Origin of the sequence: Nocardioides dokdonensis FR1436 (assembly GCF_001653335.1) — a bacterium.
Classification (GTDB): Bacteria; Actinomycetota; Actinomycetes; order Propionibacteriales; family Nocardioidaceae; genus Nocardioides; species Nocardioides dokdonensis.
The window spans coordinates 724,008-740,358 of record NZ_CP015079.1; the positions used below are offsets into that span (position 1 = coordinate 724,008).

A 16,351-nucleotide genomic window follows, 5' to 3' on the forward strand; every position below is an offset into this window, starting at 1 on the left:
TCGCTGCTGCGGTTTCAGCGGGCTCATCGCCCCAGCCTAGAAGCCCACAGCTCGGCCAGGTGCATCGTCGGGACGCCCGCGAGGTCGTCGAGCTGGACCCGGCACGACATCCCGTCGGCCAGCACCACCGCGTCGGGTTGGGCGCGCACCGCGGGCAGCAGGTGGGTCTCGGCGACGGCGACGGAGACGTCGTAGTGCCCCTTCTCCATGCCGAAGTTGCCGGCCAGCCCGCAGCAGCCCGCGACGCGGGTGACCCGGGCCCCGGCCCGCTCCAGCAGCGCCTGGTCGACGTCCCAGCCGAGCACGGCGTGCTGGTGGCAGTGCGGCTGGGCGACGATCTCGACGCCCGCGAGGTCGGGCAGCGGCAGGTCGAGGCGGGTGGCGAGCTCGGCGAAGGTGAGCACCCCGTCGGCCACCTGCTGCGCGCGGGGGTCGTCGCTGAGCTCGACCAGGTCGCTGCGCAGGGTCGCCAGGCACGACGGCTCGAGCCCCACGACCGGCGTGCCGGTGGCGACGTACGCCGCCAGGGTCGCGGCGGTGCGGGCGGCGATCTCGCGCGCCCGGGTCAGCTGGCCGGTGGTGATCCAGGTCAGGCCGCAGCAGGCCTGCTCGTCGATGACGCGGACGCGCAGCCCGGCGGCCTCGAGGACCTCGATCGCGGCGCGCCCCGAGCCGGGCAGGAAGTGGTCGGTGAAGGAGTCGGCCCAGACCCAGACGTCGGGGGCATCGGCGGCGCTGACGTCGCGCAGGCGGGCGGTGGCGGCGTCGCGGCGCAGCGTGCGCGGGGCGAAACCGGGGATCGAGCGGCGCTGGTCGATGCCGGCGGTCGCCTTGGCCAGCCGCGCGAGCGGACGCAGCCGGAGGCTGCGGTTGAGCACCGGCGCCAGCGGCGCGGCCAGGCGCGCCCACATCGGCAGCCGGCCCAGGGTCAGGTGGCTGCGCGGACGGCGCTCGGTGGCGCCCTCGCCGTCGTGGCGCTGGTGCAGCGCCTCGGCCTTGTAGGTGGCCATGTCGACGCCGGTGGGGCAGTCGGAGGCGCAGCCCTTGCAGGCCAGGCAGAGGTCCAGCGCCTCGGCCACGGCCGGGTCGCCGAGACCCTGCACGAGCTCGCCGTCGAGGGCCTCCTGGAGCACGCGGGCCCGCCCGCGGGTGGAGTCCTTCTCGTCGCGGGTGGCCTGCCACGAGGGGCACATCACCCCGGTCGACGCCGCGGTCTGCGGGGCCACGCACTTGCCGACGCCGGTGCAGCGGTGCACCGCGGCACCGAGCGAGCCCTCGTCGTGCAGCAGCCGGAGCACGGTGCGCGGCTCGTGCCGGGGACGGGCCGGGCGCAGGTGCGCGTCGAACGGGTCGGGGTCGACCAGCACGCCGGGGTTGAGCAGGTCGTCGGGGTCGCACACGGCCTTGGCGGCGCCGAAGAGCCGCAGCGACTCCTCGTCGTACATCACCGACAGCAGCTCGGAGCGCGCGCGCCCGTCGCCGTGCTCGCCCGAGAGCGAGCCGCCGTGCTCGCGCAGCTTGTGGGCGCAGGCGGTGAGGAAGTCGCGGAAGCGGCGGCGCCCGGCGTCGGGGTCGCTGTCGCGGTCGGAGAAGTCGAAGTCGATGCGCACGTGCACGCAGCCGTCGCCGAAGTGGCCGTAGGGCACGCCCTGCAGGTCGTGGCCCACGAGCAGCTCGTCGAAGTCGCGCAGCCAGGCCCCGAGACGCTCGGGGGGCACCGCGGCGTCCTCCCACCCCGAGAGCGCCTGGCGGTCGAGGCTGCGCGCGGCGAGGCCGGCGCCGTCCTCACGGATCCGCCACAGGGCGGCGGACTCGCGGGCGTCGGTGACCAGGCGGTGCTCGAGGGCGTCGGCCGCCGCCAGCACCGGGGTGACCAGCCCGGGGTCGGTGAGCTCGACGAAGAGCCAGCCACCGCCGCGGGGCAGGTCGGGCACGCTGCCGCGGGCGCGCACGAGGTCGACGATGCGCGCGTCGAGACCCTCGCACGCCACCAGCGGCGAGCCGCTCGGGCTGCCGTGCGCGTCGGGGCCCCCGGGCGTGCGGGCCGCGGCCAGGATGGCCGGCACCGCGTCGGCGGCCTCGACCATGGAGGGGTAGCCGAGGACCAGCATCTGGCGCACCGGCTCGTCGGGCACCAGGCGCACGGTGGCGCCGAGCACGACCCCGAGGGTGCCCTCGGAGCCGGCCAGGAAGCGCTCGAGGCGTCGCCCGTTCTCGGGCAGCAGGTGCTCGAAGGAGTAGCCGCTGACCTGGCGGGTGAAGCGGCCGAACTCGGTGCGCACGTGCGAGAGCGAGGCGTCGGTGATGGCAGCCAGGGCGTCCGCGACCGCGGACGGACCGCCACCGGTCCACACCTCGCCGGTGCCGAAGGCCACGTCGAGGCCCACCACGTTGTCGGCGGTGCGCCCGTAGCCCAGCGCCCGGGAGCCGCAGGCGTTGTTGCCGATCATCCCGCCGATGGTGCAGCGCGGGTGCGTCGAGGGGTCCGGGCCGAAGCGCAGCCCCTGGGCGAGCGCGGCGCGCTGCAGGGTGGCGTGCACCGTGCCCGGTTCGACGACCGCGGTGCCGGCCTCGGCGTCGATGGACAGCACCCGGTCGAGGTGGCGCGCGGTGTCGACGACGATGCCGGGCCCGACCGCGTTGCCGGCGATCGAGGTGCCCGCACCACGCATCGTCACCGGCACCCCGGTCGCCCGCGACGCGTCGAGCACGGCGAGCAGCTCGTCGCGGTGGCGCGGGCGTACGACGACGCGGGGCGGCACGCGGTAGAGCGAGGCGTCGGTGGAGTACAGCGCGCGGGCCAGGGTCGAGTCGTCGACATCCGCCACGCCCCGCCGGCGCAGCTCCGCGACGACGTCGTCGCCGCCGGGACCGCCGGCGCCGTCCGCGCTGCCTGGGGGGCTGCTCAGGGTCTGGCTCACCCGCTCATTGTCCCGGGTGCCTGGTCGGGCCCCGCCGCCGGTCTCACCAGTGGTGCATGGAGGCGCGGAAGATCGCGGCCAGGTCCTCGGGGGTCACCTCGCGGGGCGCCGTCGCCAGCAGCCGCTGCTGCTTCAGCGCCCCGTCGACGAGTCCGTCGACGTCGGCGTCGCCGTAGCCGATCTCGGCGAGTCCGCTGGGGATGGCGATGTCACGCATCAGCCGGGCCAGCACGTCGGGCAGCACGTCGGGACCGGACGCCGAGGCGCCGAGCGCGGGGTCGAGCAGGCGCGCCGCGGCGAGGTGCCGCTCGGGCGAGGCCTCGAAGGTGAAGCGGAAGGCTTCGGGCGCGGTCAGCGTCACCGCCATCCCGTGCGGCACCATCGCCTCGACCTGCGGGTAGCCCGCGGGCCGGTAGTCCCGCACCCGGCCGGCGATCGGGTAGGCGTTCGCGTGCGGGATGTGCACGCCGGCGTTGCCGAAGCCGAGACCGGCGAAGGTGGCGGCCATCGCCATCTGCTCGCGGGCCACCACGTCGCTGCCGTCGGCGACCGCGGCCCGGAACGACGTGGCCAGCAGCGACATCGCCTTCTCCGACCACAGGTCGGCGATCGGGTTGGCCCCGCAGTAGGGCACCCGCTGCTCGGGGGTCTTGGCGTCGAAGTCGCCGAACCACTTCGCGGTGTAGCTCTCCAGCGCGTGGCACAGGATGTCCATGCCCGCCGCGGCGGTCACCATCGCCGGCTGGCCCATGGTCAGCGCGGGGTCGACCACCGCCATCGTCGGCCGCAGCGCCGGGTGGCTGATCCCCGTCTTCACGTGCAGGGACAGCACGTCGAGCACGCAGATGGTGGTGCTCTCCGAGCCGGTGCCGGTCGTGGTCGGCACGGCGACCAGCGGCAGCAGCCGCTGCGTCGGTGCCTGCGCCCGCCCGACGGGCGCGTTGATGTAGTCCATCAGCTCGCCCGGGTTGGTGAGCAGGAGGTTGACGGCCTTCGCGGTGTCGATCGAGGACCCCCCGCCGACCGCCAGGATCGCGTCGAAGGGCCCGGCGTCGCGGGCGAACCCGATCGCGTGCGCCATCGACTCGTCGGTGGGCTCCACGTGCACCTCGTCGTACGTCGTCACCTCGATGCCGCGCGCCGCCACCTGCTCGGCGATGCGGGCGGGGTGCCCGGTGGCCGCGACCCCGGGATCGGTGACGAGCAGGACCCGGCGCGCGCCGTGGCCCAGGAGATCGTGCCCGATCTCGGCGGAGGCCCCGGTGCCGAACTTCAGCGCGGGCGCGGCGTAGGTGAACACGGTCTCGGTCACGGTGGTGCTCCTGGGGTCGGGACGGGCGCCTGGCGGGTCGCACCGTGGCGCTGCTCACACCCTAGGCGGCGTCCCCACGGGAGTTCCCGAAGCCCGCCCCGGCGGCCGCGGCCGCCCGTAGGATCCGGCCGAGCGACGGCACAGGAGGGGGGACGTCGTGCATCGACCGACCCTGCGCGTCGTCCGGCGGGCGGGCGCGGCCGTGGCGCTGCTCGTCGCCGCCGCTGCCGCCGCCGTCGTGCTGCCGGGCGTCCTCGCGGACGACGAGGCTGCCACCGGCGCTGCTCCGCAGCCCGTGGTCGAGGGCAACCGGCTCGTCGACCAACGCACCGGGAGGACCTGGGTCCCGCGCGGGGTGAACTGGAGCAGCATGGAGTACGCCTGTGCCCAGGGCTGGGGGCTGTCCTCGCTCGACGCCGGGGGCACCGACCCGATGGGCACGCAGGCGGCCGCCATCGCCTCGTGGGGTGCCGACACCGTCCGGCTGCCGCTCAACCAGGACTGCTGGCTGGGCACCCGCGGCGCCCCGGTCAGCGACGAGTACACCGAGCGCACCCCGGCCGACTACCGCGCCCAGGTGGCCGACTTCGTCGACGCCCTCAACGCCCACGGGCTGGTCGTCGTGCTCGACCTGCACAGCCGCAAGCGGATCGGCGTCCCCGAGTTCGGCAACCTCGCGATGCCCGACGCGGAGTCGCTGGCGTTCTGGCGCTCGGTGGCCCAGGAGTACGCCGACCACCCCTCCGTCATGTTCGACGCCTTCAACGAGCCCTACTCCCGCTACGACGCGGCCGACCGGCTGGTCTTCGACCTGACGTGGGAGTGCTGGCGCGACGGCGGCTGCGCCGCGCCGGCCGAGGACGACCGCAGCGCCACCACCGGCCGCACGACGTACGCCGCGCAGGGCATGCAGGCGGTCGTCGACGCGATCCGCGACGCCGGCGCCGAGCAGCCGGTGCTGCTCAGCGGACTCGACTACGCCAACGACCTCTCGCGCTGGCAGGAGTTCCGGCCCGACGACGACCAGCTGGTCGCGGCCTTCCACAGCTACGACTTCAAGGAGTGCGGCACCCGTGTCTGCTGGGACGAGGTCCTCGCGCCGCTCGCGCGCACGGTGCCGGTGCTGACCAGCGAGCTGGGAGCCACCGACCCGCTGGACGGCTACGTCGACGACTACCTCGCCTGGGCCGACGACCACGGGGTCGGCGCGCTGTTCTGGGTGTGGGCCGACCACGCCGGCGACCCGATGTCCCTGGTGCGCGACCGGCTCGGGAGCCCCACGGCGTGGGGCCTCCTCGCGCAGTCCTGGCTGGGCGGCGAGCCCTCCGCGGCCTCGTCCGACTAGCTGCGCCCAGGTTGTGGCCGGCCGGCCCCGACCTGTTACCCGGGTGTGGCCCCTCTGTTCCAGAGGTGCAGCAGGAGCCGCCCTACTGTCGGTCTGCAGGCTCGGGGAGAGCAGGTGGCCGCGGCGGGAGCCGGGGCCCGAGGAGGGAGCGCACCGATGGCAGTCCAGGTGTCCACCGCACGTCAGGGCAAGTCCGTGGGAGCCGGCGCGGTCGGCGTCGTCGTGACCCTGCTGGTCTTCGTCGCCGTCTTCATCGGCTTCCTCCTCGCTCCGCTGGTGGTGCTCCTGCTCGCCTTCCTCGCCTGGTCGGTCGCGGGCGCCCGCGGCGAGCGCAGCGCCCCGCCCGCACCCGGTCCGCGCAGCACCGACGAGGCCACGCTCCACGGCTTCGGGACCGGCGCCCGATGACGACGACCGGCTCGACCACCCGGGCGGCCGTGCGGCTCACCGACGGGTTCGACGCCGAGCTCGCACAGCTGCTGCCCGAAGGGATCTGCCGCACCTTCCGGGTCCTCGCCTACGCGGTCGTCGACGGTCAGGTGCTCGTCGCCGCCACGGATCCCGACGACCCGATCACCGAGCACGTCGTGGTCGAGCGCGTCGACGCCCCCGTCCTGCTGGTGCGGCACACGACAAACGAGATCATGGCGGCCATCGACCTGGCCCACCCCCCGGTCGACCGGGACGTCGAGAGCGCCGAGACCCGCCGGGCGCGCACCCAGATGGCCCAGATGCTCACGCGGAGCGGGCTGGTGACCACCGAGCAGATGCAGCGCGCGATGCTGGAGTACTCCCGCACCGGGGACCCCCTGGGCGACATCCTCGTGGCCCACGAGTCGATCGACGAGGACGTCCTGGTCGCGGCGCTGTCCGAGATCCACCAGCTGCAGCGGGTGTCCCTCGACGACTTCGAGCCCGATCCCGACCTGGCCCGCCGGCTGCCCGAGCCGCTGGCCCGCACGCTGCAGACCGTGCCGATCGCCGACTCCGAGGGCGTCCTGCTCGTGGCCGTCGCCCGCCCGCTCGCCGGCCCGTCGCTGCGCGACGTCGAGACGGCCCTCGGGCAGCCGGTGCGCCAGCTGCTGGCCAACCGCACCGAGCTCGACCAGCTGCTCCAGCGGGTGCACAGCGAGCACTACGCCGACGTCGCCACGACGCACCTGATGGACAACGCGCCGGAGTCCTCGGCCCACGTCGTGGTCTCGCCGACCCAGAAGGCCGTGCTGGTGCTGACGGTCGTCGTGACCGTCCTGTGCGGCCTGCTCTGGCCGATGAGGACCCTCGTCGCGCTGGTGGGCCTGGCGAGCCTGCTCTACCTGCTCGTCTCGGTCTACAAGTTCCGCCTCACGCTGCGGGCGCTGGGCACGCACCTGGAGACCGACATCACCGACGAGGAGATCGCGGCGCTCGACGAGCGGCACCTGCCCGTCTACACGATCCTGGTGCCGCTCTACAAGGAGGCCGGCATCGTCGCTCGGCTGGTGCGCGACATCAACGCCCTCGACTACCCCCGCACCCGCCTCGACGTGAAGCTGCTGTGCGAGGAGGACGACGTCGAGACCGTCGAGATGATCCGCGGGATGCGGCTGCCGCCGCACTTCCACCTCGTGGTCGTCCCTGACGCGAAGCCCAAGACCAAGCCGAAGGCCTGCAACTACGGTCTGCAGCTCTCGACCGGCAGCTTCTGCGTCATCTTCGACGCCGAGGACCGTCCCGACCCCGACCAGCTGAAGAAGTCGGTGCTGGCCTTCGAGCGGGTGCCCGGCAACGTCGTGTGCATCCAGGCGAAGCTCAACTACTTCAACCAGGACCAGAACATGCTCACGGCCTGGTTCGCCAACGAGTACTCCATGCACTTCGAGCTGGTGCTCCCGGCGATGGGCGCCTCCGAGTCGCCCATCCCCCTGGGCGGCACCTCCAACCACTTCATCACCGACGTGCTGCGCGACCTCGGCGCCTGGGACCCCTTCAACGTCACCGAGGACGCCGACCTCGGCATCCGGTTGCACCGCGAGGGCTACCGGACGGCGATGATCGACTCGACCACGCTCGAGGAGGCCAACTCCCAGGTCCCGAACTGGGTCCGCCAGCGCAGCCGCTGGATCAAGGGCTACATGCAGACCTGGCTGGTGCACATGCGCAACCCGGTCGCCCTGCTCAGCCAGACCGGTCTGCGCGGCTTCCTGTCGTTCAACCTCACGATGGGCAGCGCGTTCGTGCTGCTGATGAACCCGGTGTTCTGGGCCCTGACCACGCTGTACGTGCTGACCCAGGCCGGCTTCATCCAGCAGCTCTTCCCGGGGCTGGTGTTCTACGCCGCCAGCGCGATGCTCTTCATCGGCAACTTCGTCTTCGTCTACCTCAACGTCGCCGGCAGCCTGCAGCGCGGGGAGTTCGGCCTCACCCGGACCGCCCTGCTCTCCCCGCTCTACTGGGGCCTGATGAGCTGGGCGGCCTGGAAGGGCTTCATCCAGCTCTTCACCAACCCCTTCTACTGGGAGAAGACCGAGCACGGCCTCAACGAGCCGACGGCCGGGGGGCACTGATGAGCGCGACGGTGCAGCCGAGCCCCCCGACCGCAGCGAGCCCCCTCCACCGCCAGCGCCTCACCAGGGTGGTGCAGGCCGTGGGCCGCCGACCCGCCGACGTGCCTCGCCGACCCTGGGAGAGCCTGCTCGTCTTCGTGCTCTTCACCGCGGCGTACACCTGGTTCGGCTACTGGCTCGTGGTCCAGCAGCACGTCGTGGGCTTCGAGACCCTCGACCGCCTCAACCGGGCCCTGATGATCTGGCACAACGACCCGGCGAAGCTCTCCGCGCTCGGCTTCGACTACCCGCCGCTGGCCACCCTGCTGGTCTCGCCGCTGACCATCGTCCCGGCGCTGGCCCGCTCCCTGGTGATCGTGCCGCTGGCCTCGGCCCTGTTCGCGGCCTTCACGATGGTCGTGCTCAACACGATGCTGCGCCGCGCCGGCGTGGTCGCCGCGCTGCGCGTCCCCGTGCTCGTCGCCCTGGGCGCCAACCCGCTGCTGGCCCTGTACGCCGCCGGCGGAGCCCGCCACATCATCTGGCTGTGCTTCGTGGTGACCGCGCTGGGGGCCCTGTTCGCCTGGTACGTCACCGCCGACGTCCGCTTCGTGATGATCGCGGGGCTCGCCTACTCGGTGGCCGCCCTCGCCGGGTACAGCAGCCTGCTGTGGTTCCTGGTCAGCGCCGTCCTCGTCGGGGCGGTCCTGGCCCGGATGGGGGCCGACGGCACCGAGGTCGAGGGCACCACGATCGGCTTCGCCGCCCCCACGGTCTACGTCATCGCCCTCTGGACGGTCTTCAACCTGGTGCTCCTGGGCAACCCGATCTCGTGGATCACCTCGGCCAGCGACGCCTCGACCGCGCTCACCGAGACCTTCACGTTCGTGGAGCTGGCCCGCCGGACCGGCGAGCTGGTGCTCTTCGGGGCCCCGATCGCGATCGTGGTGCTGCCCGCCCTGCTCTTCGCCGGGCTGGCACGGGCGAACACCTTCGCGCTGTGGCTGGGCGTGCTGCTGGCGGTGGCGGTCCTCTCCCCGGGCTTCGCAGTCGTGCTGGGCCTCTCGGACTCGCCGATGGCGATGCGCAACGCGCTGCCCGTCCTGCTGCTGGCCACGGTGGGCGCGATCTGGCTGGCCCGCTCGTCGGGCAGCAGCGCGACCCTGGTCAGCGCCCTGCTCGTCGTCGGTCTGCTGCTCAGCGTCCCGTGGACGTTCCAGGCCATGAAGACCTACCGCTACCAGAGCCTCGAGTCCACGTTCGCGGCCGCGCTGTCGACGGGCCAGAGCCAGGAGGGCGCCCGCACGCTGGACGACCAGGTCGTCGGTGTGGTCGACGAGCAGGCCATGGCCGCCTTCCTGCGCGACAACGTCGAGCGGCCCGGCTCGATCCTCACCGACAACGCCCAGACCTACGCCGTGATGCTCTTCACCGGACAGCCCGACCTGTTCTTCGACCGGGTCGACGAGTCCGACGGACCCTGGCAGGAGGCGGCGGCCGACCCGGTCGAGCACGTCGACTACCTGCTGCTCTCCACGGGCGGCGGCGACCTGCTCTCGGAGCGCTATCCCGAGGCCGCCCGCGGCGAGGACCCCGTGCTCAACGCCGTCTACCGCACCGAGCGCTACACGCTGGTGTCCGTCCCGCCCGGCTTCCGCCCCGCGGCTCCCGCCGACACGGAGGCTCCCTGATGCACCCCGCGATGAACCACGGGCGGACCCGCACCGCGGTCGCACCGCCACCGTCCCTGGACGACATCCTCGGCGCCGCCGACAGCGCCCGCATCGGCCGCGTCGACTTCACCCACCCCCTGGCGTCGGACGTCCCTCCCGCGCCGGAGCCCGCCCCCGACCCCGACCCGGAGCCGGAGCCGGAGCCGGAGCCGGGCCCCGAGCCCGAGCCCGACCTCGCCCCCGGCCCCGAGCTGGAACAGGTCACCGCGCGTGTCCGTGCGGACCGGGACGCCGCACTGGCCCACCTGGCCGCGGTCGAGGAGGAGGTGGCTCGGCGCTGCGAGCTCATCACCGCCCAGGCCGAGCTCGACGCCGAGCGGATCCGTCTCGAGGCCCGCCGCGAGGCTCAGTCGATCCTCGCCGCCGCCGCCGTCGCGCGGCTGAGCGACGACCTCGAGCCCCCTCGCACGGGCGGGCACCGATGAGCACCGCGATCCGGCCCCGCGCGTCGGCCGCCCTCACGGCCTCCGTCCTCGTCGCGGCCCTGGCCGCGTGCGGCGGCTCCACCGACCGCGACGCGGGCCGGTCCCCCTCGGGCGACCTCGTCGTCACCGCCGGGGCGGACTCCGCGTCGACCGTGGTCGGGCCCGACGGCGCGGCCGTCGTGGCCGAGCGACGCCACTTCAGCGCCGACTCCCCGTGGAACGCCCGGGTCGACGGTGCGCCCGTCGACCCGGCGTCCGACCGGCTGATCCGCCGGTCCCAGGTGCGCGAGGGCGTGGTCGAGGACGGGGACCGGGTGCGTGTGCAGACCGAGACCGTCACCGACCCGCTCTACGTCAACACCGAGGCCTGGACCGTGCCCGTGGTCGCGGGCGGCGACCCGACCCCGGTCGTGTGCCGACAGGCGCAGTGCGGGGACGGCGACGACGAGATCACCCTCGACATCCCCGCCGACATCGATCCCGACCCCCGCTACGACGGCTGGTTCACGGTCTTCGACACCACCGAGTCCGTGGCCTACGACCTGTGGCGGGCCCGTCGCGAGGACGACGGCTCCATCTCGTACCACTACATGAAGCGCTGGGACCTCGACGGCCCCGGCTTCAGCGCCCCGCAGGAGGTCAGTGCCCGCGGCTCCGGCCTCCCGCTCTTCGCCGGCCTGATCCGGCCGGGCGAGCTCGAGGCAGGACTCATCGAGCACGCCCTGGCGATCAGCCTCCCCGGGCCGGCGCAGAACGTCTTCGTGTCGCCGGCGTCCTCGACCGACGGCAACGGCTCCGCCGACTCGCTGCCCGAGGGGGCCCGGATCCGGCTGCGTGCGGACGTGGTGCCCGAGCGCCCGCGCGACCCCGGGACCGGCAGGTTGATCCCGCTCACCGACCAGCAGCGCCGGATGGCCGACGCCATCGTGCTGGCGCTGCGCACCTACGGCGCCATCGTCGTCGACCGCGCCGAGGTGCCCACCCTCTACGCCCAGCGCGACGTCACGGCGGGACTCATCGACGGCAACGAGCTGCAGGGGCTGGACCTCACCGACTTCGAGGTCGTCGAGCTCGGCGACCGCTACCGCTACCCGCCCGCGCAGGGTTCGGACGGATCCGGCCTGGTCCTGGAGCAGACCTCCACGAGCGCTTCCCAGGAGCAGCAGTGAGCACCCGCCGGGCCCGCGCCCTCGCCGCCACCCTGGTGCTGGCCGCCCTCGGGACGGCCGCGTGCTCCGAGGAGCCGAGGCAGGACGCGACCGACGTGGTCGCCGACGCCCAGGCCCGCGACTACCGCGACGGTCAGGCCGAGGCGCAGCGGGTGCGTCAGGCGCAGCGCGCCCTGCCCTCCCCCACGTCGGGCGTCGTCGAGATCGATGGCATCGACGGAGCCCTCACCGCCCAGCAGCGTCTGTCCTACGTGCGCAGCGGGAGCGCCACCGACGTCCGGACCGCACACCGCGGCGAGGACGCGGCGTTCGCGTCGCTCTGCGCGGGCGAGGTCGATGTCGTCGACTCGACCCGCACGATCAGCGCCGCCGAGCTGGGAGCCTGCCACGCGGTGGGGCTGGACGTGGTCCAGCTCCAGGTCGCCTCCGACGCCGTGGTCGTGGCCATCAAGAACGAGACCGACGTGGGGGGCGACTGCCTCAGCACCGCCCAGGTGCGCGAGGTCTACCGCGCCGGCTCCCCCGTCACCGCCTGGTCCCAGGTCGGTACCGGCTACGACGACGTCCCCCTGGCGGTGGCCGGACCCAACCGCGAGAACAACGCGTTCCGGTTCTTCGGCCGCACCGTCCTCGACGCCCCGGACCCGTCGCTGATCAACCTGCGCTCGGACTACCGCCCCTTCGACACCGACCAGGGTTCCCGGCTCTTCGTCGTCGGGCGTGAGCGCGACGAGGACCTCGCGCTGCAGCTGCGCGACCGCTCGCGCGAGCGGGACCTGGTCAAGAGCCGGTTGGAGGAGCACTGGCAGGTCGTCAACGACGCCAAGGCCGAGGTGGAGGTCGCCCGCGCCGAGGTGGCCAAGGGCGAGCGCGACCAGCGTCCGCCGGCCCAGCAGGCCGCCGACCGCGCCCGCCTGGTGCGTGCCGAGCAGGACCTCGCGCGGAAGCGGGAGCTGATGCTCACGCTCACCGACGAGAAGGACGGCGTGGTCGCGCGCTACGACGCCGCGGCCGCCGCCCGCGCCCGGGTGCAGCGCACCCGCGGCCACGTCGGCTACTTCCTGTTCAGCTACTACGAGCTGTTCGAGGACCAGCTGCGTCCCTTCGAGATCACCGGCACCGACGGCGAGCGCAGCTGCATCTTCCCCTCGCAGCGCACCATCACCAGCGGCGAGTACCCGCTCTCCCGTCGGCTCCTGCTGACCACCACCACGCGGTCGATGGACCGCCCCGAGGTCGCGGACTTCCTCCTGCACTACCTCGACGGGGCGGGCGCCGCCGCCGTCGAGGCGCAGCTCGTCGCCCTGTCGCACGGCGACATCGAGCAGCAGAAGGACTGGGTCACCGGACGCGAGGCGCCCGACCTCGTCACCGCCGACGCGCAGGAGGCGCCCGAGCAGGCCGCACCCGCTCCGGCGTCCGGGGAGCCGGCCCGATGACCGGCCCGACGACCCGCCCGACGACCCGTGCGACGACCGGAAGGGCCGCCGGCCTGGTGGTCACGCTCCTCGCCCTGGTGCTCACCGCGCTGGGACCGCTCCAGCCCGGCCTCTCCCCGGCAGGGGCCGAGGAACGGGTCGGGCCGCCGGTCGCCCCGCGTCGGGTCGAGGGCGCCCTGACCCGCAAGGTCGTCGTCGACTGGCACGGCACCGACGGACGCAAGGCCAGGTCCGCCCCCGTGCCGGGCATCGGCACGCTCACCCTGGTCTGCAGGCCGCGCAACACGATGGTCCGCCTCACCCCCTACGACCGGTCGGCCGAGACCCAGCTGTGGGTGGCCAAGCACGAGGACAAGGCCGGTCCCGCCGTCGCGGTGAAGAACGTGCGGGTCTACCGCTGGGCCGGCGCGGACGACGACGGCAGGGGTGGCACCGGCCGCTCGGCCCACGAGGGGCTCAACCAGGCCACCCCGGTCGAGAACTACGCGCAGGGCTTCATGCACGGCGTGATCAGCCAGCGTCCGGGTCGCCACCGTCCCGCGGCCACGGCGCCGCGGCTCCCGTCCACCTCGCTCGAGCTGTCCTGGTACTGGAACGGCTTCGACCACCCGCGCGCCTACCGCTCGTGCCGCATCGCGGTGACCCTGGAGACGGTCGTGGACCGCTCGGTCGGGGTCGACTGGCACGGAGACGTGGACGGCACCTCCGCGCCCACGACCCAGGTGCTCCCGCTGGCGGGTCTCGGCGAGGTCGTGCTGACCTGCAGCCCCGACCTCGGTGACGGAGGTCGTCAGGAGATCATGCTGCGCACCGACGACCCCGACTCCTCGCTCTACGTCGAGCGCATCGAGGGCGAGGGCGCCGTCGAGGACCACGTCGAGACCGACCACCTCGACCACGACCCGGTCCTCGGTGGCGTGCCCCCGGTGGCGCTTCCCGAGAACGGCATGCTGCGGCTGTGGTGGACCGCCCACGGGCGGACCCGTCGCTTCGTGCTCTCGTCGTACTACGTCGTCAACGACGCCGAGCACCCCGGGCTGAACCTCTGCGAGGTCGCGGCCGCCGACTTCTAGGGGCGCGCCCGCGTAGGCCCCCCGGTCGGGCCCCAGGTCGGCCACTGGGCACGGCGGGGCAGCTGGTCGAGACCGCGGGCCTCCTCGCGCGTGGGCGCCGTCCCGCCGAGGTGACGGGGGTACCACCGGGCCCGCTCCCCGGGGCGGGGGCGGTGCTCGGGCAGGTGCTGCAGGCCCTCGAGCAGCTCGGTGAGCCGGTGGCCCAGCTCGGTGGTGGCGCTCGCCGGGTCGGCAGCGCGGCCCAGCCACAGGGGCGCCCCGAAGCGCACGTCGACCGTGCGCCCTCGGGTGAGCGCCGGAGCCGGCGGCGGCTCGCTCACGTGGCGCTGCAGCGGCCAGAGCCGCTGGGTGCCCCACACGGCCACCGGCACCACCGGCAGGTCGAGCTCACGTGCCAGGGCCGCGACCCCGGGCATCAGGGCGCGCACGGTGTAGGAGTGGGAGACGCCGGCCTCCGGGAACAGGCACACGCTCTCCCCCGCCCGCAGCAGCGCCCGGGCGTGCAGGTACGCCGCGGCCGGTGCCGCGCGGTCGACCGGCACGTGCCGCATCGCGGTCATGGCGCGGCCCACGAGGGGGGTGTGCCAGACGTCGTGGCGGGCCAGGAACCGCACGTACCGACGCCGGGCCAGGGCCGCTTGCCCCACGAAGAGGAAGTCGGGGTAGGCCACGTGGTTGCTGGCCAGCAGCACCGGGCCCCGGGTCGGCACGTGCTCCTCGCCCGACCAGCGGCTGGTGACCTGCAGCGAGCGCAGCAGCGCGCTCCCCAGGCGCACCGTCGACCGGTAGGTCCGCTCGGTGCTCAGGAGAACGGGGGGCGGGCGTCGAGAGCCAGCGAGCGCCGACCGGCCCAGCGCCACACCCGGGCCGCCCGGTCGCGGTCCTCGTCGGTGACCAGGTTGCCCATCCAGCGCAGTGCCAGGGTCATCAGCCAGTCCGAGCGCATCCCGACCGGCCCCAGCGCGGGCAGCAGCCGCGGCACGGTGACCAGGCCCGCCAGCCGGCGCGCCACCGAGAAGGACTCGCCGTAGTGCTCGCTCAGCAGGGCCGGCCACTGCGTGGCGAGGCGGTCGCGGTCGGGGTTCAGGTCGGCCATCAGCTCGGCGACCATCCGGCCGGTCTCGAGTCCGTAGTCGATGCCCTCGCCGTTGAGCGGGTTCACGCAGCCCGCGGCGTCACCGATCAGCGCCCAGTTGGGTCCGGCGACGCCCGAGACGGCTCCGCCCATCGGCAGCAGGGCCGAGGTGGGTGCGCGCAGCTCGCCGCTCAGCCCGAAGCCCTCGCGCCGCTGGTCGGCGTAGAACTGCATGAGCGGCTTGACGGCGATGTTGGCCGGGCGCTTCGCGGTGGCCAGCGTGCCGACCCCGAGGTTCACCTCGCCGGTGCCGAGCGGGAAGATCCAGCCGTAGCCGGAGAGGATCTCGCCGTCCTGGCCGCGCAGCTCGAGGTGCGAGCTGATCCACGGGTCGTCGGACTCGGTGGAGGCCACGTAGGAGCGACCGGCGACGCCGTACACGGTGTCACGGTGCCACTCGCGGCCCAGGACCTTGCCCAGCGGGGAGCGCACACCGTCGGCGACCACGAGGCGCCGGCACGCGACCTCGACCCGCTCGACGTCGTCGCGACCGCCGGGGCCGCGACGCTCCATGACGACGGCACGGACCCGGTCGCCGTCGCGGACCACGTCGACCGCGCGCACCCCGTCGACGGCCCGGGCCCCGGCCTTGATCGCCACGGTGCGCAGGTGGTCGTCCAGCTCGGTGCGGGCCACGGCGCTGCCCCACGAGGGCAGCGAGCCGCCGGGCCAGGGCAGCAGCAGCGTCTGGCCGAAGCCGTGGGCGCGCAGCCCCTGGTTGACGGTGTGGGTGCGCAGCCAGTCCTCGAGCCCGAGGAGCGACAGCTCGTGGACGGCGCGGGGGGTGAGCCCGTCACCGCAGGTCTTGTCGCGCGGGAAGGTCGCCGCGTCGGTCAGCAGGACGTCGAGCCCGGCCCGCGCGGCCCAGGCGGCCGCGGCCGACCCGGCGGGACCGGCACCGACGACGAGGACGTCGGTCTGGGTCGGGAGGCTGCTCACCCCGCGATTCTCTCAGGACGCTGGTGAGCGGCCCAACTCAGCGCCGCCTCAGGTGTCCTGCTCCTCCAGCGGCGGGTACGGCGCCGGGGTCGCCCCGTAGTCGTCACGGTCCTCGAACATCCCGTGCTCGGGGTCGAAGTCGCGACCGGTGTTGTCGATCTCGGCACCGTCGGGCCGGTTCTCGTCGGCCAGGCGGCGCTCGCGCTCCTCCTCGATCTCGGCCTCGCTGGGCTCGTGCGCTGCCTGCTGCTCGTCCACGGTTCCTCCCGAGTGTCGGACCTGCCCAGACCACCATGCGCCGGTGGCGCCGGTCACACCCGCGCGGGCGAGGAGGT

General features: G+C 74.0%; 13 protein-coding genes. 8 read left to right on the top strand and 5 right to left on the bottom strand.

Translation table 11 applies throughout. From position 1 onward, the window contains the following. Positions 1-23: 23 nt before the first annotated feature. Both I601_RS03515 and I601_RS03520 read right to left on the bottom strand, forming a co-directional pair. Positions 24-2,921 (bottom strand): FAD-binding and (Fe-S)-binding domain-containing protein, encoded by a 2,898-nt coding sequence (locus I601_RS03515; protein WP_335582181.1) that lies wholly within the window; start codon positions 2,919-2,921, stop codon positions 24-26. Positions 2,922-2,964: 43 nt separating this feature from the next. Beyond that, entirely contained in the window at positions 2,965-4,233 is a 1,269-nt protein-coding gene (locus I601_RS03520) for a hydroxyacid-oxoacid transhydrogenase (protein WP_068106507.1), read from the bottom strand. Positions 4,234-4,390: 157 nt separating this feature from the next. On the opposite strand from I601_RS03520, the gene I601_RS03525 reads away from it, so the two are divergent. The 8 genes from I601_RS03525 (at position 4,391) to I601_RS03560 (ending at position 13,942) form a co-directional block, all read left to right on the top strand. Then, complete coding sequence (locus tag I601_RS03525) at positions 4,391-5,578, top strand: glycoside hydrolase family 5 protein (RefSeq protein ID WP_084527085.1); 1,188 nt, start codon at positions 4,391-4,393, stop codon at positions 5,576-5,578. A 156-nt stretch (positions 5,579-5,734) separates the two neighbouring features. Then, a complete protein-coding gene (locus I601_RS03530; protein ID WP_068106510.1) occupies positions 5,735-5,986 on the top strand; it encodes a hypothetical protein in 252 nt (83 codons plus the stop codon). Then, on the top strand, positions 5,983-8,124 hold the full coding sequence (locus I601_RS03535; RefSeq protein ID WP_084527087.1) for a glycosyltransferase: 2,142 nt from the start codon (positions 5,983-5,985) through the stop codon (positions 8,122-8,124). The genes I601_RS03530 and I601_RS03535 overlap by 4 nt, the downstream gene beginning before the upstream one ends. Positions 8,125-8,135: 11 nt before the next feature. Beyond that, complete coding sequence (locus I601_RS03540; RefSeq protein WP_157519866.1) at positions 8,136-9,794, top strand: hypothetical protein; 1,659 nt, start codon at positions 8,136-8,138, stop codon at positions 9,792-9,794. Further along, positions 9,794-10,261 carry an SPFH domain-containing protein gene (locus tag I601_RS21060; protein ID WP_068106516.1) on the top strand — a complete coding sequence of 156 codons (468 nt, stop codon included), beginning with the start codon at positions 9,794-9,796 and terminating at the stop codon, positions 10,259-10,261. Before I601_RS03540 ends, I601_RS21060 begins: the two co-directional genes overlap by 1 nt. Then, entirely contained in the window at positions 10,258-11,430 is a 1,173-nt protein-coding gene (locus I601_RS21065) for a hypothetical protein (RefSeq protein ID WP_068106519.1), read from the top strand. The genes I601_RS21060 and I601_RS21065 overlap by 4 nt, the downstream gene beginning before the upstream one ends. After that, positions 11,427-12,869 carry a PstS family phosphate ABC transporter substrate-binding protein gene (locus tag I601_RS21070; RefSeq protein WP_068106523.1) on the top strand — a complete coding sequence of 481 codons (1,443 nt, stop codon included), beginning with the start codon at positions 11,427-11,429 and terminating at the stop codon, positions 12,867-12,869. The genes I601_RS21065 and I601_RS21070 overlap by 4 nt, the downstream gene beginning before the upstream one ends. Further along, complete coding sequence (locus I601_RS03560) at positions 12,866-13,942, top strand: hypothetical protein (RefSeq protein WP_068106527.1); 1,077 nt, start codon at positions 12,866-12,868, stop codon at positions 13,940-13,942. The genes I601_RS21070 and I601_RS03560 overlap by 4 nt, the downstream gene beginning before the upstream one ends. On the opposite strand, the gene I601_RS03565 is transcribed toward I601_RS03560, so the two are convergent. Genes I601_RS03565 through I601_RS03575 form a run of 3 tightly spaced genes read right to left on the bottom strand, consistent with a single transcriptional unit; the run spans position 13,939 to position 16,274 of the window. Continuing rightward, positions 13,939-14,718 (bottom strand): lysophospholipid acyltransferase family protein, encoded by a 780-nt coding sequence (locus I601_RS03565; protein ID WP_169834655.1) that lies wholly within the window; start codon positions 14,716-14,718, stop codon positions 13,939-13,941. The two genes, I601_RS03560 and I601_RS03565, sit on opposite strands and share 4 nt — an antisense overlap. Before the next feature lie 26 nt (positions 14,719-14,744). Continuing rightward, positions 14,745-16,016: a geranylgeranyl reductase family protein gene (locus I601_RS03570; protein ID WP_068106531.1), complete on the bottom strand. Its 1,272-nt coding sequence runs from the start codon at positions 16,014-16,016 to the stop codon at positions 14,745-14,747. A 48-nt stretch (positions 16,017-16,064) separates the two neighbouring features. Beyond that, the gene (locus tag I601_RS03575) at positions 16,065-16,274 is read right to left on the bottom strand and encodes a hypothetical protein (protein WP_068106535.1); all 210 of its coding nucleotides are present in this window, start codon (positions 16,272-16,274) and stop codon (positions 16,065-16,067) included. Between the last annotated feature and the right edge of the window lie 77 nt (positions 16,275-16,351).